The following is a 23,036-nucleotide window of genomic DNA, read 5'->3' as shown; positions in this document are numbered from 1 at the left end:
CTTCAGGCCGTGCACAGCCTGGAGCACTACCGTTTTATCAGCGCGTGACGGCTTTAACCGCAGACCACGTCGTTGCTGATGTTGTTACCCAGTGCGCGCTTATCGCCACCGCTGGCGGTGTATTCGTAAGCTTGCTGGGTTTTCGCATCCAGGATGTACATCAGCATTCCTGGGTTGAAGAGCGAATTGGCCAGCAACTGGCGCGCCATTCCCGTATCGCCAAGATGGTTAGCGGAGTTCTGCGGAGTGGATGGGAAGCGCTGGTCGATATCGCTCAGTGGGTGGGAGTGTATCCATGCCACGACTGAATCACCAGGACGCGAAGTAAAGCTGATGGAGTTGGTGTCTTCGTCGCCAGTGGCGATCTCCGTCGAGCGCAGCGTGCCATCGGAACCGCGCACAATCAGCGCGCCGCGCTCGTACTGGTTGATGCCCATGATTTTCATGGTGTCGGATACCACCTGGACTGCGGTGCGCAGGTCGTTCAGACTGACACCGTCCGGCGTCTTGGCAGGTGCCGGCGAGGTATGCAGGCAATTACCGTCCGGTTCAGTCGGATTGCCCCCACCGCCCCCACCGCCGCCAGGATTGTATGGATACGGATCCCATGGGACCGGGTCCCAGCCGCCACCGCCGCCACCGCCGCCGCCAGGGCCGGGAACCGTGACGCTCGGGATCGAGCTGGTGTCGCTGGAACCGCCACCAGCAATTAATTCAAGAACTTGATCTGGAATTTGACGCATAAGTATTCCTTCATTCAGTAAAGACCACTTGCGGCTACTCGCAATAATGGAGTTGAGGAACTGGAGTGCTCTGCGACTCGAAACGCGCGGGCCCACGCGTTTTGAAAGTGAATAGCAGAGTTTTGCTAGGGATTAGCAGCTTGCATCGCTGGTCACGTTTTTACCGAGCGACCGGTTGTCACTACCAGCCGCCGTGTATTCATAGGCCTGGCCGGATTTCGCGTCGACGATATACATCAACATGCCTGGGTCAACTGAGGGGTTTTGCAGCAAAGCCCGGGCAGCGGCAGTATCACCGATGCCGTTGTTGGAATTGTGTGGGTTGGATGGCAGGCGTTCATCCCTGCCGTCCACCTCTGGATGCGAGTGGACCCAGCCCACGACCTTCTCGCCAGCCACAGGCTGGTAGCTGATGGAGTTGAGCTGGCCATCGGCATCGCCGGAGGTGATCGGCGTGGTGTGCAGCGAGCCGTCCGCGCTGCGCACGATCAGCGCACCACGCTCGACATCATTGATGCCCATGGCTTTCATTTCATTCGACAGCTGGACCACTTTGTCGCGTAATGCATCCAGGTTGACATTGGCGGGCGTCAGCGCCGGCGCCGGGGACGAATGATGGCATGGTGCAGGTGCAGGAGGTTCGCCACCGCCACCGCCACCGCCGGGGTCCGGATTGTATGGATACGGGTCCCATGGGCCTGGGTCCCAGCCGCCGCCACCGCCGCCGCCAGAGCCGGGAACCGTGACGCTCGGGATGGAGCTGGTGTCGCTTGAGCCGCCGCCGGCGATCAGCTCAAGCACATGATCTGGAATTTGACGCATGAATAATCCTTCAATTAATGTGTGTCGTATAAATTTTTTAAACTGTGATGAGGTGCTGGGTAAGCCGTACCGGGTGGAGTCCTCCTTTCTTCAAGCGGCGCTTTCGGTTGGCGCCGGAACCTGGGCAGCCGCAGCGGCCTGCTCCTGCTGGCTGTCGTAGACGATGGTGCCGCCGTTCAGGTAAATGACGCGGTCGGCGGCGGCGATGGTTTCCTTGCGGTGGGCGACGATGATGCGGGTCAGCGGCAGCTTCTGCAGCGCTTTGTTGATCTCGAATTCGCGCGCCATGTCCAGGTGCGAGGTGGCTTCGTCCAGCACCAGGATGCTGGGACGGCGGTACAGCGCGCGTGCCAGCAGCAGGCGCTGTTTCTGGCCGCCGGACAGGGTCGAGCCCATGTCGCCAATCAGCGTTTCCTCGCGCATCGGCATGGCCATCACATCTGCCGTCAGCGAGGCCTGCTCCAGACAGGACCACACATGCGCCATGTCGATATGCTCGTCGAAGAATGCGACGTTTTCAGCGATGGAGCCTGACAGCAGCTCGTCGTCCTGCATCACCACGCCCAGCGAACGGCGCACGGCACGCGGCCCCCACGAGGCCAGGCTGCGGCCATCGATCAGGACTTCGCCCTGTGTCGCGGGATACAGGCCGCACATCACTTTCAGCAGTGTCGATTTGCCGGCGCCGGAAGGACCGGCGATGGCCACAAATTCACCTGGCTTGATGCTGAACGAGACGTTGTGGAACACTGCTGCTTCCAGCGGTGAATAGCTGAAGGCCAGTTGGCGGAATTCCAGCGCGCCTTCAATCTGCATGGCAGGACCGCCGGCGTTGTCGATGCCGGCCTCCTTGGGGGACATGACGATGTCGGCCAGGCGGTAGGAATAGATATCGGTCATGCGCCAGGACACCAGCTGGTTGAACAGGGCGCTGGCCTTGTCTGAAAACTGCGACTGGTAGCTGAGGAAGGCGTAGAACACCCCCACGCTCATGTCGCCGCTAATGATGGCGCCAGCGCCCAGGTAGACCAGGAACACGCGGATGATGCCGTCGAACAGCGTCTGCACCGTGGTAAACGAGAGGTTGAACAGGATCGAGCGCTGGTCGCATTTGATGGTGGCGGCAAAGCGGTTGGCCCAGTCGCTTTCCCTGGCGCTTTCCGCTCCCATGACCTTGATGGTCTGGATCGCGCGCACGCTCTCGATGCGTTTGCCGTTTTCGGCGATACGCGCGCTAATCGCCTCGCTGCCATAGCGGATGCTGAGCGGCATTGCCGCCAGGCGCATGACGATGTACAGCAGCAGGCCGCCGCACACGATCAGTGCCAGCTTGGCGGAAACCACCAGCATCATGATGAGCGTGACGATGGCCAATACGCCGTCCACCAGGGTTGACACCAGCGCGCCGGACATCAGGTCGCGCACCGGGCCGATGGCGTCAAAGCGGGACAGGATGTCGGCCAGCTTGCGGCGCTGGTACCAGGGCAATGGCAGGCGCAGCATGTGGCGGAACAAGCGTATCGTCATGTCCCAGTTCAGCATGGCCGTCAGCTTGGCGGAGACGATGCCGCGCAACAGCGAGGCGCCCGCATTGAACACGCAAAACAGGCCGAAGCCTATCGCCAGCACGGCCAGCACGTCATGATCGCCTTTCAGCGCGGCCTGGTCGATGGCCAGCTGCATGTAAAAAGGCGACGCCACGATGTAGGCCTGCAGCAGCAGCGACAGCAGCAGGATTTGTCCCAGCGGCGCGTACATGGTGGGCACCACGCGGAACCAGGAGCCCAGGCTGAGCGGACTCTTTTCCTGGCGGCGGACGAAATCCGCCGTGGCGGACAGCTCCATCGCCACACCGGTAAACTTGGCCGAGACCTGCTTCATGCTCAGCGTCACCCTGCCGCTGGCCGGGTCCTGAATCACGACCTTGCCGCGCTTGACGCGCTCCAGCACGACGAAGTGGTGGAAGCCCCAGTGCAGGATGGCTGGCGTTTTCAATTCGGCCAGTTCGCCGATTTCACAGCTGACGGCACGCCCTACCATGCCCATGTCGGCAGCGACATCGCGTACTTCCTTGAGCGTCATGCCGCGGCTGGAGATCTGATATTTTCTACGGAGGGTCGAGATGTCGGTTTTGGCGCCCAGCTTGTCGGCCGCGATGGCCAGGCATACAAGACCGCATTCAGAGGTTTCTGTCTGGCGCACGATAATCAGCCGGCGAGGTAAGTGTTGATGAAGTCGAGGTCTTCGGTGGTCAAACCGTTGTCTTCCAAAATGCTGCCGTCATTGCCGATGGTGAGGCGGTAGCTGACGGGCTGCGGCTGCTTGCCGCGCTGTAGCTGCAGGCCGATGAAGGAGACATTCAGTCCGGCGGCGGCGCAGCTGAACCCAAAGTTGCCGATCAGCGGTTGCTTGAGCAAGGCTTGCCCGAACGGCGTGCCGGACAAGTCCTGCTGGACGGTGTGCTGGTCTTCGTACTGGAATTGCAGCGTGCGCCGGCTCTTGTCGAGGCGCAGCTGGTAGTGGATCTGTTTGCAGTCGGCGGTATAGATCACGGTGCGGCTGGTCGCGGCGGGCGCGTGGCCGCCCATCGGGATGGCGACCGGCTGTTGGGCGTGCGCGGCGCTGGCGGCGAGCGTGACGAGCAGCAATGCGGATGGTGCGAATGGCAGGCGTTTCATGGATATCCCTGGAGGTTGGGGACGCGCGGGCCCACGCGTCCATGTAAGACAGATGCTGCTAGCGCTTAGCAGGTCGCATCGGCAGTCACGTTGTTGCCCAGCGAGCGGTTGTCGCCGCCGGCTGCGGTGTACTCATAGGCCTGGCCGGATTTCGCATCCAGGATGTACATCAACATGCCAGGGTCCACCGACGTGGTGTTGTTCAGCAGATTGCGTGCCGCGCCGGTATCACCGATGCCGTTGCTGGAATTGCGTGGCGTCGAAGGGAAGCGCTCGTCAATAACCGGATCGACCGGGTGCGAGTGCAGCCAGCCGACAATCTTGTCGCCCGCGCTAGGCTGGAAGCTGATTGGGCTGCTGTCCTCATCGCCACGCGCCAGCGCCGTGGTGTGCAGGGCGCCGTCGCTACTGCGGTAGATGAAGGCGCCGTACTCGATGCGGTTAGAGTCGCTCATGCCCTTGATCTGGTTGGACAGCTGGCCCACCATGTCGCGCAGCTTGTCCAGATTGACGCCGCTTGGGGCCTGCGCTGGTGCTGGCGAGGAATGGTGGCATGGTGGTGGCTCCGGATTGTCGCCACCGCCACCGCCGCCACCACCTTCGCCCGGACCTGGATATGGATACGGGTCCCATGGACCTGGGTCCCAGCCGCCGCCACCACCGCCGCCTGGGCCGGTGACGGTAACGGTAGGCAGCGTGGCGATGGAGCCAGTATCGCTGGCACCACCGCCAGCAATCATTTCTAGTACGTGATCTGGAATCTGACGCATTGATATGTCCTCGTAGTTGGATAAACTAGTTAGTGTCTCCGGCGTCGAAACCGTGCACGATGGCAGGAGGCGTACTGCGGTTGTCTGCCCCTTTGCTGTATAAGCTGGCCAAGCCAATCAGCACCTTCGCGTCGATGACGACATCGCCGGTAAATACCGCAAACTGGAGGTGGATAACCTCCTTGTAGCGGCTCCGCATTTCGCGGACGTGCAGCGTGAACGCCTCCTTTCTCTCTAAATGTATGAAGTAGGCTACTGGCACCGGGGTGTCGCATGACACCGCCAGTAGGTCGTCCAGCCGGACCAGCACATAGCTGATCCGTCCATAGGTACGCAGTTCTGCGGCCACCGCATCCAGCGCCTGCACCAGCGACTGGCGCGCGCGGCCGCCTTGGGCAGCGGCGCGCACCGCGTCCACGCCGACCGGATAGGGCGGCGTTTCGTTCAGGCCAAGGTGGCTGGCCTGCGCCTGCGCGTGGGCTTGCGACAACCGGACTGCCCGTTCCAGGTCGTCTTCCCGTGGCGTCTCGATATGCTGTATCTGTTGGGCGTAGGCAGTCAGCGCGCGGCGCAAATGCGCCAGCACCCGGTGATGGCTGCCGTCGGCGGCGGCGCGTGCCATGAGTTCTTCGTAGCGGCCCGGATCGCGCTTGAAAATGTCGGCCAGCGGAATGTAATGATCGGCGCTGCCGTGCCGCCAGCTGAGCAGAAGGTTGAACAGGATGCGGGCGGTGCGGCCATTCCCGTCTGAGAACGGATGTGCCGACAGCATCAGCACATACAGATTGAGCGCCGCAAACAGCGGCGGCCCCTGGTCGATATCGCACCAGCGGCGGAACACCGGATTATCAGGCTGCGGCGGCGCGATATGCAGCCATGGCAGGTAGATGATCGACACGTTGAAGGTCCGCAGCGGTTCGCGTTGCCCGAACAGCAGTGCGCGCACGCCGCTGGCGATCTCGTAAATGCTGGCTTGCCGCGGCGGCAGACGGCGCATCACCTGGGCCAGGCAGGTTTTCTCCTGCGTCACGGAATAGCTGTAGGGGGAACGCTGCGCCAGCGCCGTGCTGATGCTGTCGCGGATATCGACCTCGGTGTGCGGCGTGCTGTCCAGTGTGGCCAGCAGCTCGTATGTGGGCTGCGCACATGCCATGGCCTTGCGTAGCTGCCGGTCGGCCTGCTGCCATGCCTGCTGCGCAGGCTTCGACAAACGGTTCCAATCCAGCGGCTGGAACATATGGTAGGTAGTCTGTTCCATGCCGTCTCCTAGATGGCGCGTTTGCGGGCGGCACGCAGTGGTTCCAGCAGCCAGTCGATCAGCGACTCTTCTTCCAGTATCAGGTCGGCCGACAGGCGCATGCCGGGAAAGACGGGCCATGCTTTGCCATACGCCATCAGTGACGTGGAATTCAGTACCACGCGGATGCGGAACAGCTGCTCGCGGGTATCCAGCGGGATCGGCAAATCAGTCGGCAGCACGGGCGTGCCGGAGACGTCCCGCACCCGGCCTTCGCCGACACCGAAGGTCTGGTAGGGGAAGGCGTCGTACATGATGCGCACGCGGGCGCCGGGCCGGACGAAGCCCACTGCGCGCGACGGCGCCCACAGCTCCACTTCCAGCTGCGCATTGTCGCCGACAATCGCCGTTTCCGGGACGATCACGGCCAGGGTCTGATTGGCGGTGACGGGCGCACCGGGGCGCGCTTGCAGTGCGGTGATCACGCCGTCGATGGGCGCTTGCAGATGGCGGCCCAGCTGGGCCTCCGAATTGAGCTCCTTTTCCTGCATGTCGGCCTGGCTGCTGGTGCTATTGAGGCGTGCCAGCGCGGCGTCGGCAATCAGGCGGCCGATCTGCGGCGCGATTTCCGCCAGCCGGCTCGATTGCGATTCATACTCGCGCTGCGACTGCTGTACCTGCTGCTGTATGCCCAGCAGGGTATCTTCCTGCTGGCGGATATAGGCTTCCGACACCATGCCCTGCTCGGCCAGCGCACGGTGCGCCTTGAGGTTTTTCTCCTGCAGCGCTTCGCGTTTTTCCAGCAGCACGCGGGCATCGCGCAGCCGCTGCAAATCGGACTTGATGCCGCTCTGACGGGTGCGTAACTCTTCGATCTGGCGCTGGACCTGTTCCACCCGGGTGCTTTCCTGCTGCGACTGGGTGCGCCGCTGGGTGGCCTGGATCAGTTTCAGGCCGGCCGCCAGCGACGCGCCGTTTTGCAGCAGCGGGTCGGACGACACCACCAGCAATTCGTCGCCAGCTTTGACATGCTGGCCTTCATGCACCAGTACTTTCTCGGCCAACCCGGTATATTGGGGCGTGATCCGGAACGACCCTTCGATGGGCGTGATCTGGCCGAACACGGTTTCCTTCCTGGCGTAGCGGGCGGTAAACAGGAACACCAAAGCAGCCGCCAGCAGGACGACCAGGAAGGCCGTCAGGATCCAGCCGCTGACGCCCAGCGGCGTGACCGGCGTGCCGGCGGGATTGCGGGCCTCTTGCAGCGCTTCCGCGCGGAAGAGGTCTTTCAGCGTGTGCTTGGCAACTTCTGGCGCGGTGGCGTCACTCATGGGGGCCTCCCTGACTTACAGGCTGTCTGGCCAGGTGTAGGAAGGAATCTCGGCCGGTGCGCTGCCGACCACGATGGTGATCTCGCGGTGGCCCTTGAGTTCCAGGCTTTGCAGGTCTCCCGTGTATTCGGTGAGCCCGGTGCCATCGTTGAGGTAGACCACCACCGGCTGGCCGGTCAGGTGCGCCACGTTGTCGCGCCCCAGCGGCTGGCCCCATACCGCAAAGAACTGGCCCAGCGTGAATTTGCGGTAGCTGGCGGTTTCAACGTGAATCACGCCGCTCAGGTCATGGGTGTGCAGTTCATAGGCGCAGCCTTTGAGGCCGATGTGGCCAGGGATCGCCAGCACGCGGCCGTCGCGCAGAATCGTCAGGTGGGTATGGATGTGATAGTCCTCGTTGACGAGGCAATTGACATCGGCCACCGGGGTGCCGCTGCCGCCGGTGGCGCTGGAACCTTCGGCCCAGAACGAGGTGCCGTAGGACATGCCGGACTGAAGTGGTATTGGCTGGGCTGCCAGGCGGATCGCAGCCGGCGCCTGGACGCTGGGATTGCTGGCATCGCCGCCGCCGCAGCCAGTTATTGCGGTGCAGGCAAGAGACAACGAGATTACAGACATTGAGAGTGTACGATTCATCATATAGTTTCAGTTTTAATATCCAAAACGTTGCAATTTTTGAATTGTAAGTAAGGATATAAAAAATGTAAACATTACTGAAATAGTAATTTCAGGAATGTTGTATAGATGAGAAGAGGGCAGTGGTCCGCTTCAGTTGCCGGTGTGCGGATCGAACCAGAGTTCGCTACGGGAGAGCGGGGTGGCGGGGGGCAGGTGGGGGTTGCGCAGTTGCAGGACGCGCCGTTTCTGCAGCTGGCCAGCCTTGATGCTGGCGCCCTTGTACTGCTGGAACAGGGCCTGCAGCGAGCCATCCCTGATCATGATTTCCATGCCGGCGGCAATCCGCTGTGCCAGCAGCCTGCCTTCGGCATCGCGCCGCAGGAAGAAATACACCGGCAGTGGATATTGCAGCAGCAGGGTGGGCTCAATCACCATGTGCGGCTGGGTACTGCGGCGCTCCCGGTATTCGCGCTGGGCTTCGTCGATGCCGCGCGAAAAAAAATCAAAGCGGCCCGCGCTCAGCATGCCGAACAGGCCGGAATAGGTGCTGCCTTCCACCACGCTGAATCCGCCATGGCGCAGGATGGGCACGTCGATCCAGTCCTTGCCCTGGCCTACGCTGAGCTTGCGCAAGTCATCCAGCGTACGCACCGCAGCAAAGCGTGGCAGGTCGCTGTCGCGGACCAGGAACATGCGGTAGCCCAGCAAGCCTTTGTCGATCGGCAGGCGCACCGGCAGATACCGCTGTTCCAGCTCTGGCGAGGTGGCGCGGGCAAACACGTTGATGCGGCCGCCCGGCATCAGCAGTTCCAGGGCAACGCGCTGGGAGGACATGGGGTGCGTGGATTGATGCAGTTCAAACGGGCCGTAGCGCGTTTCAGTCTTTTGCAGCGCCACGCGCAGCACCGCCCAGTCATATTCATAGCGGCTGTCGGCGTCGTCGGCGCTGGTCAGCGGATAGACCACGCGCATGGTCGCCGCCGGCGCGGCGCTGGACAGGCAAAGTGCTGCTAACAACAGGTGGCGCACCGCGCTTTTTCGATATCCAGACAGGTTCATGCCAGCAGTGTGCCATGTGTGTATGGCGTCAAGCAAGCCATGCTGCCGGTGCGGCTAAACAACGCTACGTGGCAGCGATGGCTCGTTCGGTTGACTTTGGCATTCCACAATGTCTATCCTAAGTGCAAGTAATTAAAAACGCGTTAGCGGCCCCGACCCTGCCGTTCGTATTGTGTTCTTAATCAGATCAGCAATGCCAAGTTAGGAGAGGTGTCATGAGGTACGCATTGAGTGCATGCATATTGGCCATGCTGTATGGTGGCGCGCTGCCGGCGCGCGCGCAGACCGCGCCCGCGCCGGAAATATCACCGTTCACCGCGAACGTCACGCTGGCGTCGCAGTACATATCGCGCGGCTTCCGCCAGACCTGGGGCAAGCCCGCACTGCAAGGCGGTTTCGATTACGCCGCCCCGAACGGATTTTCGGCCGGCACCTGGCTGTCCACGGTCAGCAATCGCTTCGTTGAAAACGGCACCGTTGAATGGGACGTGTATGGCAATTACGGCGCCACTGTCGGCGATGTGGGCTACAGCGTCGGCTACTACCACTACCTCTATCCGGGCGCCGAATACAACGCCAGCCACACCACCTATAACTACGGCGAAGTGGCGCTGGGCCTGACCTACAAGTTCGCCTACGCCAAATACAACTACACGGTGACGCCGGAATTCTTCGGCATCGAGAACGCGCGCGGCACCGGCTATCTGGACATCGGCGCCAATCCGGACCTGGGCAATGGCTGGACGCTCAATCTGCACTTCGGCCATGGCCGCGTGGCCCACAACAGCATGTGGAACTGGCGCGATTACAAGGTGGGTTTCAGCAAGCTGGTGGCGCCTGGGTGGACGGTGTCGGCCGCCTACACCAGGGCGCATGCACTGACCAACGCCTATGACAACTACACGCTGGGCATTCCCAATTCTGCCGGCGTGATCGAAACCTCCAATCCCGCGCAGGGCACGCTGGTGCTGGCGCTGACCAGATCCTTCTGATTCTTACAGCGATTATTTATGGCGATTTCACTTTCCTTGAATGGCAAAATCTGCGCGGCGGCCACCGCGCTGGTGGTCCTCAGTCTGGCGGTCACGGCCACCGTCACCGGCATACGCAGCAGCGCCAGTGCGGAGGCGGCGGCGATGAATCTGGCGCGGACCTCGGCGCGCGAAGTGGCCGGGACGCTGCAAGCGCGTATCGCCACCAATCTGTCGGCGGTGATCAACCTGTCGGCGGCCATGCGCAGCACGCGCGGCGCCAATCAGGCACTGGCGCGCGACCAGATCAACGAGATGGTCAAGGCGACGCTGGCGGGATCGGATGACCTGATCGGCGCCGCCGTCACCTGGGAGCCGAACGCGCTGGATGGCAAGGACGCCGAGTTTGCCGGCAAGCTGCCGCTGTACGATGCGAGCGGGCGCTTCATGCCGTATTGGACGCGCACCCCGAGCGGTACGCCGCACGTGGAGCCGATCGTGTTTGACAGCGCGCCTGGCGCCAACGACTGGTATGACATCCCCAAGCGCAGCGGCAAGGTGTTCTTCACCGAGCCGTATATCTATCCGGTAGATGGCAAGCCGACGCTGATGGCGTCGCTGGTGTCGCCGATCATGATAGGCGGCCAGTTCAAAGGCACGGCCAGCGCGGACTTCATGCTGACCCGCCTGGGCAAGATTCTCGCTGAGCTGAAAGTCATCGAAGGCGGCAAGCTGACACTGATCTCGAGTGGCGGCCTGTATGCCAGCCATCCGGTGGCGGAAAAGCTGGGCAAGAAAGCGGATGACCTGCCGCCAGCGGCGCTGGAACGCATACGCCAGGGACAGACCTATGAATACGAGGATGACCAGGGGACGGTGCACCTGCTGCAGCCGTTGTTCATCCACGCCGAGACGGCGCCGTGGTCGGTGCAGCTGACCTTCCCGAAACGTGTAGCGACCGCGCCGGCGCGCGAACTGCTGATGTACACGCTGATAGTCTCGCTGGTGTGCGCGGTGGCGACGGCGTTTATCCTGATTACCGTGGTGTTTCGCCTGACCGAGCCGCTGCGCAAACTCGGTGAACGCATGACGGCGCTGGCCGGCGGCGATGCGGACCTGAGCGTGAAGCTGGAAGTGAGCGGCAACGACGAGCTGGCGGTGATCGGCACCGGCTTCAATCAGTTCGTCGGCAATATCCATGACGTGCTGTTGCAGGTCAGCGCCAGTGCCGAGAATGTGGAGCGTGGCAGTTCCGAGATCTCGCACGGGAACAGCGACCTGTCCGCGCGCACCGAGCAGCAGGCCAGCGCGCTGGAAGAGACGGCGGCCTCGGTGGAGGAGCTGACCAGCACCGTCAAGGAAAATGCCGACAATGCGCGCCAGGCCAATCAGCTGGCAGATTCGGCGTCCGCAGTGGCGCAGCGCAGCGGTGCGGTGGTGGCGCAGGTGGTGGCCACGATGGCGTCGATCAATGAGTCGTCCAGCAAGATCGTCGATATCATCAGCGTCATCGATGGCATCGCTTTCCAGACCAATATCCTGGCCCTGAATGCGGCGGTGGAGGCAGCGCGCGCTGGCGAGCAGGGGCGCGGCTTTGCGGTGGTGGCGTCGGAAGTGCGCAGCCTGGCGCAGCGCAGTGCCGCTGCGGCCAAGGAGATCAAGGTGCTGATCGATGACTCGGTCGGCAAGGTGGCCGATGGCAGCCGCCTGGTGGACGAAGCCGGCAGCACCATGGATGAAGTGGTGGCCAGCGTGCGCCGCGTAACGGAGATCATGAGTGAAATCACGGTCGCCACGGCGGAGCAGAGCCAGGGCATTACGCAGGTCAACCAGGCCATCACCGAGATGGATGGCGTGACCCAGCAGAACGCGGCGCTGGTGGAGCAGGCTGCAGCTGCGGCGGAAAGTCTGAAAGAGCAGGCGGCGACGCTGGCGCAGGCGGTCAGCGTGTTCAAGCTGGATCGTGGCGCCGCCGCTATGCCGGCCCGCGCTGCCGCCGCGCCACAGGATCGGCTGCGTTTGCGCTGAGCGGTGTCAGTTTGTTGCTATAAAACAACTTCACAAAAAGCGATTGTTGATGCTAGGATTGCATCATTGCACATTTTACAATGTGTGCATTTCCTTTAACTTTTTGAGAAGAACATGACTGCTGTCGTAACCAATCCCAATCTGACCGGTGTCTGCACGACCAATGGTAATTCGAGTGAGATCACCATCATTCTGCCATTCAAAAATGAGAGCGCTGTCGATTCGAGCACTATCATAAATTCAACAAAACAATTTGTGGATGGAAATTATCATACAGCAGACGGCAGAGATATCTCAGTCAATGTGGCGCTGGTCAATGGCGCGGGCGGCACGGTGTTCCACAACGGCGTGGCGACCAACGATGCTGCGCCGCGCGCCTATGCTGAAGTTGGCGGGAATAATGTCTACCTTTACCCGTCTTCCGATAATTACACCGTTGCGCATGAACTGACCCACAATATCGGGTTGAAAGATAGCTATACCGAAGGTAGCGCAGGCGTTGTCAACCAGCCTGGCCTGATGGGGACCTATGGCGACCATATGAATGCGAACGAGGCGGCCGCCTTGTATGATAATTACTGCGGTGGCAACGCGGGTATCCAGATCATCGGCGGCGGTGGCGGCGGTGGCGGTGGCCCGCGGGTTGAAGCGATGGACTCCGCAGACTGCATGTTCTTCGATAACTATTCCGGTATGCAAATTTACTGAAAATTCTCTATGGGAAATTTGATAAGTAGCGTCCTGGCGTTGGCCCTGGTTGGCGTGGCTGGTTCCGCCATGTCGGCGGAGGCACTATGTTCCGGGAAGGCCATCCAGCCGGTTGCGCCGTCCGTCGCCGCTGATCGCGTGGTGCAGCTTACGGGTGAACAGTTGGTGAATGCCGAGCGCATATTAGGCGAGGCCAAGCTGAAAGAAGTCGATCCGGCGCTGATGGGGATGGCGGCGGTGCCTGGCCAATTGCATTATCTGGTGCGTGCCGCGGCTTTTACCAAAGCATCCAATCATTTCAAAGGCAGAATCCTCGACCATACGCTGTACATTTCGGCGCACATGCTTGGTCACGCGCGCGAAGTTGAGCCGGCAGTGCTTAGCTTATCCTCGCCGGTGTCTGTCAATGCGGTGGAGTGTGCTTACTTCGCCACTGAATAAGGTTGGACCGGTTCGGGCAAGGCGCGCTTGCCGCCTTGCCCGATATGGCTCCGGGTTTTTTTATGCGCGCTTATTTTTTGTTGACGCTGTTTTTGGCCGGGCAGGCCGCTGCCGCCGGTGATCCAAAGAATGGTGCGGCGCTGTTCCAGCGTTGTGCTTCCTGTCATGCGGTAGGACCGTATGCGAGTGCGGGTTACGGGCCGCAGTTGAACGCCATCGTTGGCCGCCGCTCCGCATCGACCAGGGACTATAAATATTCGGAGGCGATGAAAAAGTCCGGACTGGTGTGGGATGAGAAGACGCTGGCAGCCTTCCTGCGGGCGCCGCATGATGTGGTACCGGGAACCAGTATGCGCTTCTGGGGAATCAAGGATGAACAGCAGCTCGCCGATCTGCTGTCGTATATGAAAAAATTTTAGCTAGGAGTGTGTATGCGCGCTGCGCTGATGGTCATTGATTTTCAAAATGCAGTCTTTACCGAATCGCCAGCGGGCTATCAGGCCGACGTGGTGATGGAACGAATCCGCAAGCTGATCGCAAAAGCACGCGCCAGCGGTACGCAGATTATCTACATCCAGCACGATGAAGCTGGCACCGAATGGGCCTTGAACGGCAAAGGCTGGGCGTTTCCGGAAGCGATTGCGCCGCAGGCAGGCGACTTTGTCAGCCCTAAAAACCAGTGCGACGGCTTTTTCAACACTGGCTTAAAAGCGTTCCTGAACGAGCAGGGGATCCAGCGCCTGGTGATCTGCGGCTTCGCGACCGAGTTTTGTGTGGATACGAATGTACGGCACGCCGCCAGCAGCGGTTATCCGGTCACGCTGGCGATGGATGCCCACACCACGCGCGACCGCGCGCACCTCAACGCGGCCAGCATTATCGAACACCATAATGCGACCTGGCGCAATTTCGGCGGCATCCAGTTGCTGAACAGCGAAGAGATCGTTTTTTAGGAGACAGACAGCAGGCCACCGGCCTGCTGTCCTGCAGGAAGAGGCTTTAGCGGGACTTGACGAACGGCGTACCCAGCGCTTTTGGCGCCACCGACTTGGCCATCAGGCCCGCCAGTACGATCACGGTCAGCACGTACGGTACCATCTGGATCAGCGCGCCCGGCAGGCGGCCAACCACGGGCAGTTCCACGCCTTCGATCTGGATCTGCACGGCGCCGAAGAAGCCGAACATCAAACAGCCCAGGAAGGTGTACAGCGGGCGCCAGTTACCGAACACCATGGCGGTCAGCGCCAGGTAGCCTGCACCGGCCGACATGTCGCGCAGGAAGAAGCCACTTTGCACGATCGACAGGTAGGCGCCCGACAGCGAGCACAATGCGCCCGCGATCAGCATGGCGAAGTAACGCTGGCGTTCCACGCTGACGCCGGCGGCATCGGCGGCATGCGGGTTCTCGCCGCAGGCGCGCAGGCGCAGGCCGAAGCGGCTGTGGTAGACCACCCAGTGCACCAGCGGCACCAGCAGGAAGGCCACATACACCAGCACCGAATGGCCGCCGATCAGATGCGCGTACAGCCAGCCGAGGAAGGGGATATTCTCCACGGCCGCAGAACCGGGCAGCACCACGTCGAACAGGCGCGCCGAGCCCAGGTCCGGCGTACGCCCGCCTTGCTGGAAGATGTATTGCGCCACCACGAAGGTCAGGCCGCTCATGGCGATGTTGATGGCGATACCGGCCACCAGCTGATTGCCCTTTTGCGAGATGGCGACATACGCCTGCAGCGTTGCCAGCAGCACCGACACCAGCATGCCGGCCATCACGCCGTACCATGGGTTCTGGGTGGTGAAGGCGACGGCGGCCGAGACGAAGGCCGACGCCAGGATCTTGCCTTCCAGGCCAATGTCGATCACGCCCGAACGTTCGGCGAACAGGCCGGCCATGCCGGCGAAAATCAGCACCGGCGCATTGCGCACGGTCGATACCAGGATACTGCCGATATGCAGGTCATCAAAAGTCATATCGTCCTCACTTCTTCAGTTTGAGCATTTTGGCGATGGCCGGGCCGTACATATTTTCCATCGCGCCGCAGAACAGGATGATTACGCCCTGCACCAGAATCACCATCTCTGGCGGGATGTTCTGCTTTTCCAGCGACAGGTCAAAGCCGCCTTGCGTCAGCGCGCCAAACAGCACGGCCGACAGGAAGATGCCGACCGGATGCTGGCGTCCCATGAGCGCAATCGCAATGCCGATGAAGCCTGCGCCACCAACGAAGTTGAGCGACAGGTAGTGGGTCGAACCCATGATGGAATTGACCGCGCCCAGGCCGGCCAGTGCACCCGAAATCAGCATGACAATGATGATCATTTTGCTGATGCGGATGCCGGCGTAGTGCGCCGCATGCGGATTGAGGCCGGTCGCGCGCAGCTTGAAGCCCCACGCGGAACGCGACACCACCACACCGTAAATCACCAGCGCGATAATCGCCAGGAAGAAGCTGATGTTGAATGGCGTCTCGCCGAGGATGGGGAACCACTGGTTCAGGCGCGGCATTTCGGCAGCGGCGGCAAACGCGCGGCTGGCAGGGTTCTGCTCGCCGTCCGGGATCATGTATTTCACGATCACGAAGTTCATGAGCTGCGAGGCGATGAAGTTGAACATGATGGTGGTCACCACCACGTGGCTGCCGCGCTTCGCCTGCAGGAAACCGGGCAGGAAGGACCACAGCGCGCCAAACAGCGCCGCGCCCAGGATGCCGACCGGGATCAGGATCCAGGCCGGCAGCGTGTGGTCGAACGCCAGCATGGCCCAGGCCAGACCCAGGCCGCCCACATACATCTGGCCTTCGGCGCCGATGTTGAACAGGCCGGCCTGCATGGCGATCGAAACCGCCAGGCCGGTGAAGATAAAGGTCGAGGCATAGAACAGCGTGTAGCTCAGGCCTTCCGGATTGACGACGGCGCTGTTGACCAGGATGGCCAGCGATTCGGTCGGGCTTTCGCCCAGCAGATGGATCACCAGTGCCGTCACCAGCATGGCGGACAGCAGGTTCAGTACGGGCATGACAAACGCAGTGGCCCAGCGTGGCAGGTCTTTATTCATGATTTATGCATGCCCCCCATCAGCAGGCCGATGCGGGTGGTGTCGAATTCTTCAATTTTCAGTTCGCCGGTGATACGGCCGCCGCACATGACCAGGATACGGTCCGCCAGCGCGCGCACTTCTTCCAGCTCCACGGAGACCAGCAGGATGGCCACGCCTTCATCACGCAGCTTGAGCAGCTGGGTGTGGATGCTTTCGATGGTGCCGATGTCGACGCCGCGCGTCGGCTGGCCGACCAGCATCAGCTTGGGCTGCGCCAGCACTTCGCGCGCGATCACCACCTTCTGCTGGTTACCGCCGGACAGCAGGCCGATACGCAGGTCGTGGTTGTTCGGACGCACGTCAAAGTTCTTCATCAGCTCCGCGCAGCGCGCCGCGATGGCCTTGAAGTCCAGCAGGCCCCAGCGATTTTTCAGCTTGTCCTGGTAGCCGAAGATGGTGTTGTGCATGACCGAGAAGGCCTTGATCACGCCATCGCGCAAGCGGTCTTCCGGCACGTGGGCGATGCCCAGTTCGCGGAAGGTGCGCGGCAGGCCATCGGCATCCGAGCGGCCGGCGAAGGGCAGGGCCTTGTTGAGGAAATTCAGCTTGCCGGAGGTTGGCAGGCGCATGCCCGACAGGATCTCCATGAGTTCACTCTGGCCGTTGCCGGACACGCCGGCAATCGCGACGATCTCGCCGGCGCGCAGCGTGAAGCCGATGTCGGCCAGCAGCTTGACGCCCTGATCGTCCAGCAGCTGCAGCTGGTCCACTTCCAGCACCGGTGCGCCCGGGTTGTATGGTTTGCGCGGCAGGTTGTTTTCAATCGGACGGCCGACCATCATATTGGCCAGGTCTTCCTTGGTGGTGCCGGCGGTCGGCACGGCGCCGATCACGCGGCCGCCGCGCATCACGGTGACGGTGTCGGTGATGTCGAGGATCTCTTGCAGCTTGTGCGTGATCAGGATGATGGTCTTGCCCTGTTCCTTGAACAGGCGCAGGATCTCGAACAGCGATTCGGTTTCCTGTGCAGTCAGCACCGCAGTCGGCTCGTCCAGGATCAGGATGTTGGCGCTGCGGTAGATCTGCTTGAGGATCTCCACGCGCTGCTGCGCGCCCACCGACAGATCATGGATGGTGGCCAGCGGATCGACGTCCAGGCGGTAGCGCTTGCAGATCTCGCGCAGTTCCGCTTCCACCTTGGCGCGCTTGGCGTTGAGTTTGAAACCGCCTTCGCTGCCCAGCATGACGTTATCGAGCACGGTCATGTTCTCGACCAGCATGAAGTGCTGGTGCACCATGCCGATGCCGAGGGCAATCGCCTCCTGGCTGTTGTGGATGCGGCGCGCCTGGCCATCGAGCAGGATCTCCCCGCCGTCGGCGCGGTAGTATCCGTACAGGATGCTCATCAGGGTCGATTTGCCGGCGCCGTTCTCGCCCACCAGGCCATGGATGGAACCCTTGGCAATGGAGAAGCTGACGTCCGTGTTCGCTTTTACAGCTCCGAAATGCTTGGAGATGCCGCGAAATTCTACTGCTGGCTGCATAGGATCGTTTTCGGTGCAGTTAATTAAAATGTTAAACGCGCCGCACGGGGGAAAAGCCCCGGCGGCGCGTTTCGTGTTCAAACAGATGTTAGACCGGGCAGGCAGTACCCGAACGGATATCGATGACCTTGACCTTGCCATCGATAATATCCTTACGCGCACCCGTCACACGCTTTTCGATTTCCGGCGTGATCAGCTTGCGGTTGTTCTCGTCCAGCGCCCAGTCGACGCCGCCTTCTTTCAGGCCTTTGGCGGTGACGCCGGCCTTCCAGGTGCCTGCCTTCATTTGCATGAAGGAGTCGTACACGGCGTTGTCGACGCGCTTGACCATCGAGGTCAGCACGCTGCCTGGGTACAGGTGATTCTGGTTGGAGTCGACACCGATCGCCAGCTTGCCTTTTTCCTTGGCGGTCTGCAGCGTGCCCAGGCCCGAACCGCCGGCCACGGCAAACACCACGTCCACGCCGCGGTCGAATTGCGAACGGGCCAGTTCACCGCCCTTGGCCGGATTGTTCCACGAGTCGGAGGTGGTGCCGACCATGTTGGAAGTCACTTCCACTTTCGGGTTGACGGCCTTGGCGCCCTGCGCGTAGCCGCACGAGAAGGTGCGGATCAGCGGGATGTCGACACCGCCGATGAAGCCGATCTTTTTCGACTTGGAGGCCAGGGCCGCAGCCACGCCCACCAGGTACGAACCTTCTTCTTCCTTAAAGGTGATCGAGTTGACGTTGGCGCCCTGCGCCACGCCGTCGATCAGCACAAAGCGGACTTTCGGGAATTCCTTGGCGACCTTCTGCACGGCAGCCTGCTGGGCGAAGCCGATCGAGGCGATCAGGTCCAGGTTCTTGCGGGCGAGGCCGCGCAGCACCTGTTCAGCCTGGGTATCGCTGGAGGCTTGCACCTCGATGAAATTGATATTGGTTTCCTTCTTGAAGCGCGTGGCGCCTTCAAAAGCGGACTGGTTAAACGACTTGTCGAACTTGCCGCCCGCGTCATACACGATGCCCAGTTTTGGGTCAGCCGCGGACGCGCTGGCAGCGATAAACAGTGCTGCAACCGTCAAACTAAGTTGTGAAAGTTTCATGAATAGGCTCCTGGAAGATCGATATTGTATATTTTTATTGGCCGAAACATGTAATTCCGTGCCGTTAAATTCCTCTAAACCCCTGATTTCACTCGGTAAGCGCTAGCAACTTGCTAAAAGCTTGCTCGAATTGCAGCAGCCCGGCATCCAGCAATTGCTTGCCGATCGTCTCCAGATCGATGCCTTGATGGGCCAGTTGCGCCAGTACGGCGCGCTCGGCCTGGACCTCCGTGCTTAAGCTGGTTTCAGCCTCGCCATGGTCGCGGAATGCAGCCAGGGTGGCGTCCGGCACGGTATTGATGGTGTCGGGGCCAATCAGGCCTTCGACATAGCGCACATCGCGTTCGGCCGCGGTCTTGGTAGCGGTGCTGGCCCACAGCAGCCACTGCGGCGTGGCGCCAAAGGCGGCAAAGACGCCGAAACCGCTGTCATTCTTCCAGTCGGCGTAGGCGATGCGGGCGGCGGCGATGGCGGCCTTGCCGCGCAAGGCGTCGCCGGGCGGCAGCAGGGCGTCCACCGCGACGTCGATGCGGCTGATGAAGACACTTGCCACACTGACAATGCGCTGTACCGATAACTTGTCCTGCAGGCGGCGTGCCAGGCCACGGCGGTGGGCGGCGCGCACGGCCTGGATCTGGCTGGCGCTGAAAATCAGCGTCATGTTGACGTTGATGCCGGCGTAAATCACTTCTTCCAGCGCGGCGATGCCGGCCGGCGTGGCCGGAATCTTGATCATGGCGTTGGGACGGCCGATCAGCGCCCACAGGCGCTTGGCGTCGGCCACCGTGCCCTCGGCGTCGTGCGCCAGGCGCGGCGCCACTTCAAAGCTCACGAAGCCGGCGCGGCCGTGGCTTTTTTCGTAGGTGGGCGCGAACAGGTCGCAGGCGCGTTGCACATCCGGAATCACCAGGCCTTCAAAGCGCGCTTCCGGCGTCGCATGCGCCGTGCGCAGCAGGGGCAGGGCGGCCTGGTAGGCGGGATCGTTCTGGATCGCCTGGTAAAAGATGGCCGGGTTTGAGGTCAGGCCTTGTACGCCATCCTGGGCGATGAGCCCGGCCAGTTGGCCGGAAGCGAGCAGGTGGCGGCTCAGGTTGTCGAGCCAGATTTGTTGTCCCAGATTGCCGACCGCGCGAACGCGGCTCAAGCTGTGTTCCAAGGTGTTGTTCATCTACCGTTCCAAGAATAATGTCGCACTGCAACAACAAAGGCCGCCGAATTAAATATTTTTGTATTGTTGCTTTTTTGTCCGTTTGGAAAAAAAGTCAGGCGTTGGCGGTTCCTTGCTGCCATCTCTCTTTCATAGAGAAAGTGGCTGTCTGCCCGGTGTTAAAGGCAGTCCACTACTATGCCCCAGTGCCGATATGTACGACAAATTCGTTTTTTCTTGCTTATTTATACAAAACAAATATGAATCATTTGCCTGCAAAAGGGGGATTGGAAGCGTTTTTTTCCGTGCTAGCATGTTTGGTAATTTGTATATCGATATACGCAAATTGTTCATATTCGATACACATTTAATAACTAAAAAGCAATTTTGATCTACACAATATCAAGGGAGCAGGACATATGAGCAAGCAAAGCAGTTTCGCAGTGCGGTCGCTGATCGCACTAGCTGTCGCCAGCGCTTTCCCGCTGCATTCGGCCATGGCCGCAGAAGCCGCCGCAGTCGCCGCCGCCGCTGAGGCGCAGGACACCCCGGCCGCCGCTGAACCAGCCGCCAACAAGAACCAGCTGGAAACCGTGATCGTGACCGCACAGCGCCGCGCGGAAAACATCAAGGACGTACCCATGTCCATCGCCACCATCAAAGGCGACAAGCTGGATGCGCTGACGTCGGGCGCGGGCGATATCCGTGTGCTGTCCGGCCGCTCGCCTTCGCTGAACATTGAATCGGACTACGGCCGTGCTTTCCCGCGTTTCTACATCCGCGGTCTGGGCAATACCGACTTTGACCTGAACGCATCGCAGCCAGTGGGCTATGTGATGGACGATATCGTCCAGGAAAACGCCATGCTCAAGGGCTTCCCGGTATTTGACGTCGACCAGGTCGAGGTGCTGCGCGGTCCACAGGGCACGCTGTTCGGCCGTAACTCGCCAGCCGGCGTGATCAAGTTCGACTCGGCCAAGCCAGTGTTCAAGCAGGAAGGCTATTTGCTGCTGGGCGTGGGCAACTACTCGGCCAAGAATGTTGAGGGTGCGTATAACTTCCCGATCAGCGACACCGTGGCAGTGCGTTTCTCCGGCACCAGCCAGCACCGCGATAACCGCGTGCACAATACCAACCCTACGCCGAACAAGGGGACCCAGGACTTTGAAGGCTACGGCGACAATGCCTTCCGCCTGCAAGCGCTGGTACAGCCGAACAAGGACTTCAGCGCCCTGTTCAACTACCACGAACGCGACTACCACGGCAGCGCCACGCTGTTCCGCGCCAACATCATCAAGCAGGGCACCAACGATATCGTTGACGGCTTTGACTATGGTTCGTATCCGACCGATGGCGTCAATTACCAGCGCCTGAACACCAAGGGCGGCAGCATCCGCCTGAAGTACAACCTCAACGACATCACGCTGCACTCGATCACCGGCTACGAAAAGCTGAAGTTTGACAGCCGTGCCGACGTCGACGGCGGCTATGGCGCCGTCTTTGCGCCACCATCGGGTCCTGGCCGCATTCCATTCCCGGTCGAGACGGCCGACCTGCTGCCTAACCACAAACAGTTCACGCAAGAGTTCCGCGCCGAGTCGAATTACAGCGGCCCGCTGCAATGGATCGGTGGCCTGTTCTACTTCAACGAAGCGATCGAGATTGACAGTATCAGCTTCAATTCGCTGGCGCCAGGCAATCCACAGAACATCCCGTTTGCGCTGCAAAACCAAAAGGCGAAATCGTGGGCGGCATTCGGCTCGCTGAACTACACCGTGACCGACAAGCTGAAAGTGCGCGGCGGCCTGCGCTATACCTCGGACAAGAAGGACTTCTTCGCGTCGCGTACCGACTATGACGCCAGCAACACGCTGATCACCCTGCCATATAACCTGAGCAGCACCTCGCACAATGTCAGCTGGGATCTGAGCGGTACCTATGAGCTGGACAAAAACACCAACCTGTTTGCCCGCGCTGCTACCGGCTATCGCGCGCCATCGATGCAAGGCCGCCTGAATGGCCTCAGCGATGTGCCGTCGATGGCAGGTGCCGAGAAGGCCTTGTCGTTTGAAGCCGGTATCAAGCAAGACCTGTTTGACAAGCGTGCGCGTCTGAGTGCGGCGGTCTTCCAGTACCGCGTCAAGGACAAGCAGCTGACCGCAGGCAGCGGCACCATCAACATGAACCGTCTGATCAACGCCGACAAGGTCACTGGCCAGGGTATCGAGCTGGATCTGCAAGCGAACCTGGGCTATGGCTTCAGCGGCTCGCTGGGCTACAGCTTCAACGATACGGAGATCAAGGACAAGAATGTGCGCGTGGCTTACTGCGGTAACGTCGCCAACAATGCTGGCCTGGGCTGCACGCCGACGAATACCCCGGCGCCTGGCTACCCTGGCTACTCGCTGATCGATGGTAACGACCTGCCGCGCGCACCGCGCCACCAGGCCAACTTCTCGCTCAAGTACAGCACCGAAGTAGGCAATGGCGAGCTGTATGCGATGACCGACTGGAGCTACCGCAGCAGTTACAACTTCTTCCTGTACACCGCTACCGAGTACACCGCCAAACCGCTCACCGAAGGTGGCGTGCGTATCGGTTACAAATGGGGCGACGGCAAGTATGAAGTGGCTGGCTTTGGCCGCAACATCACCAACAAGATCGTCCTGCTCAGCGCAATTGAGTTCGATAACCTGACCGGTATGTTGAATGAGCCACGCACCTGGGGTGCGACCTTCAAGGTCAACTTCTAAGATAGCGTAAGCCAGAGTCCCCGCACATCCGGAAGGAGTGCGGGGATTTTTACATTGGAGACAGC

General features: G+C 61.0%; 21 protein-coding genes. 7 read left to right on the top strand and 14 right to left on the bottom strand.

What is annotated here, in order from left to right; translation table 11 throughout:
• Nucleotides 1-53 precede the first annotated feature (53 nt).
• The 9 genes from BUA36_RS30735 to BUA36_RS13115 form a co-directional block, all read right to left on the bottom strand.
• Nucleotides 54-743 (bottom strand): hypothetical protein, encoded by a 690-nt coding sequence (locus tag BUA36_RS30735; protein WP_072785158.1) that lies wholly within the window; start codon nt 741-743, stop codon nt 54-56.
• Nucleotides 744-875: 132 nt separating this feature from the next.
• Nucleotides 876-1,565 carry a hypothetical protein gene (locus BUA36_RS13150; protein WP_072785157.1) on the bottom strand — a complete coding sequence of 230 codons (690 nt, stop codon included), beginning with the start codon at nt 1,563-1,565 and terminating at the stop codon, nt 876-878.
• 90 nt (nt 1,566-1,655) lie between these two features.
• Nucleotides 1,656-3,767, bottom strand: coding sequence for a peptidase domain-containing ABC transporter (locus BUA36_RS13145; RefSeq protein WP_208861890.1), 2,112 nt, complete (start codon nt 3,765-3,767; stop codon nt 1,656-1,658).
• 5 nt (nt 3,768-3,772) lie between these two features.
• Nucleotides 3,773-4,243: a hypothetical protein gene (locus BUA36_RS13140; RefSeq protein WP_072785155.1), complete on the bottom strand. Its 471-nt coding sequence runs from the start codon at nt 4,241-4,243 to the stop codon at nt 3,773-3,775.
• Nucleotides 4,244-4,308: 65 nt separating this feature from the next.
• Entirely contained in the window at nt 4,309-5,013 is a 705-nt protein-coding gene (locus BUA36_RS30730) for a hypothetical protein (protein ID WP_167544290.1), read from the bottom strand.
• 25 nt (nt 5,014-5,038) lie between these two features.
• Nucleotides 5,039-6,271: a Fic family protein gene (locus BUA36_RS13130; protein ID WP_072785152.1), complete on the bottom strand. Its 1,233-nt coding sequence runs from the start codon at nt 6,269-6,271 to the stop codon at nt 5,039-5,041.
• Nucleotides 6,272-6,279: 8 nt separating this feature from the next.
• Nucleotides 6,280-7,581, bottom strand: coding sequence for an HlyD family secretion protein (locus BUA36_RS13125; RefSeq protein ID WP_072785150.1), 1,302 nt, complete (start codon nt 7,579-7,581; stop codon nt 6,280-6,282).
• A gap of 15 nt (nt 7,582-7,596) precedes the next feature.
• Nucleotides 7,597-8,199 (bottom strand): hypothetical protein, encoded by a 603-nt coding sequence (locus BUA36_RS13120; protein ID WP_139260533.1) that lies wholly within the window; start codon nt 8,197-8,199, stop codon nt 7,597-7,599.
• Nucleotides 8,200-8,349: 150 nt separating this feature from the next.
• Entirely contained in the window at nt 8,350-9,258 is a 909-nt protein-coding gene (locus BUA36_RS13115) for a transporter substrate-binding domain-containing protein (protein ID WP_072785146.1), read from the bottom strand.
• A 215-nt stretch (nt 9,259-9,473) separates the two neighbouring features.
• Between BUA36_RS13115 and BUA36_RS13110 the strand changes: the two genes are divergently transcribed.
• The 6 genes from BUA36_RS13110 (at nt 9,474) to BUA36_RS13085 (ending at nt 14,359) form a co-directional block, all read left to right on the top strand.
• Nucleotides 9,474-10,250 (top strand): TorF family putative porin, encoded by a 777-nt coding sequence (locus BUA36_RS13110; protein ID WP_072785144.1) that lies wholly within the window; start codon nt 9,474-9,476, stop codon nt 10,248-10,250.
• A gap of 18 nt (nt 10,251-10,268) precedes the next feature.
• On the top strand, nt 10,269-12,257 hold the full coding sequence (locus BUA36_RS13105) for a methyl-accepting chemotaxis protein (RefSeq protein WP_084560138.1): 1,989 nt from the start codon (nt 10,269-10,271) through the stop codon (nt 12,255-12,257).
• A 114-nt stretch (nt 12,258-12,371) separates the two neighbouring features.
• A complete protein-coding gene (locus BUA36_RS13100; protein ID WP_072785142.1) occupies nt 12,372-12,965 on the top strand; it encodes a hypothetical protein in 594 nt (197 codons plus the stop codon).
• Between the two features lie 9 nt (nt 12,966-12,974).
• Complete coding sequence (locus tag BUA36_RS13095; RefSeq protein ID WP_139260531.1) at nt 12,975-13,406, top strand: hypothetical protein; 432 nt, start codon at nt 12,975-12,977, stop codon at nt 13,404-13,406.
• 2 nt (nt 13,407-13,408) lie between these two features.
• Nucleotides 13,409-13,825 carry a c-type cytochrome gene (locus BUA36_RS13090; RefSeq protein ID WP_371851443.1) on the top strand — a complete coding sequence of 139 codons (417 nt, stop codon included), beginning with the start codon at nt 13,409-13,411 and terminating at the stop codon, nt 13,823-13,825.
• 12 nt (nt 13,826-13,837) lie between these two features.
• Complete coding sequence (locus tag BUA36_RS13085; protein WP_072785137.1) at nt 13,838-14,359, top strand: cysteine hydrolase family protein; 522 nt, start codon at nt 13,838-13,840, stop codon at nt 14,357-14,359.
• A gap of 46 nt (nt 14,360-14,405) precedes the next feature.
• Here BUA36_RS13085 and BUA36_RS13080 read toward each other — a convergent pair whose 3' ends face one another.
• The 5 genes from BUA36_RS13080 to tal form a co-directional block, all read right to left on the bottom strand.
• A complete protein-coding gene (locus BUA36_RS13080) occupies nt 14,406-15,377 on the bottom strand; it encodes an ABC transporter permease (RefSeq protein ID WP_072785135.1) in 972 nt (323 codons plus the stop codon).
• A 7-nt stretch (nt 15,378-15,384) separates the two neighbouring features.
• Nucleotides 15,385-16,461, bottom strand: coding sequence for an ABC transporter permease (locus BUA36_RS13075; protein WP_072785133.1), 1,077 nt, complete (start codon nt 16,459-16,461; stop codon nt 15,385-15,387).
• Nucleotides 16,458-17,987 carry an ABC transporter ATP-binding protein gene (locus BUA36_RS13070; RefSeq protein WP_072785131.1) on the bottom strand — a complete coding sequence of 510 codons (1,530 nt, stop codon included), beginning with the start codon at nt 17,985-17,987 and terminating at the stop codon, nt 16,458-16,460. Before BUA36_RS13070 ends, BUA36_RS13075 begins: the two co-directional genes overlap by 4 nt.
• An 88-nt stretch (nt 17,988-18,075) precedes the next feature.
• Nucleotides 18,076-19,071, bottom strand: coding sequence for a BMP family lipoprotein (locus BUA36_RS13065; RefSeq protein ID WP_072785130.1), 996 nt, complete (start codon nt 19,069-19,071; stop codon nt 18,076-18,078).
• Between the two features lie 88 nt (nt 19,072-19,159).
• The gene (tal, locus tag BUA36_RS13060) at nt 19,160-20,239 is read right to left on the bottom strand and encodes a transaldolase (RefSeq protein WP_084560137.1); all 1,080 of its coding nucleotides are present in this window, start codon (nt 20,237-20,239) and stop codon (nt 19,160-19,162) included.
• A 398-nt stretch (nt 20,240-20,637) separates the two neighbouring features.
• On the opposite strand from tal, the gene BUA36_RS13055 reads away from it, so the two are divergent.
• A complete protein-coding gene (locus tag BUA36_RS13055; RefSeq protein WP_084560136.1) occupies nt 20,638-22,971 on the top strand; it encodes a TonB-dependent receptor in 2,334 nt (777 codons plus the stop codon).
• The last annotated feature ends 65 nt before the right edge of the window (nt 22,972-23,036 follow it).

This window comes from Duganella sacchari (assembly GCF_900143065.1).
GTDB classification, from domain to species: Bacteria; Pseudomonadota; Gammaproteobacteria; order Burkholderiales; family Burkholderiaceae_D; genus Rugamonas; species Rugamonas sacchari.
The sequence above is the reverse complement of the archived record's forward strand: the minus strand, read 5'-3'. Positions and strand labels throughout refer to the sequence as shown.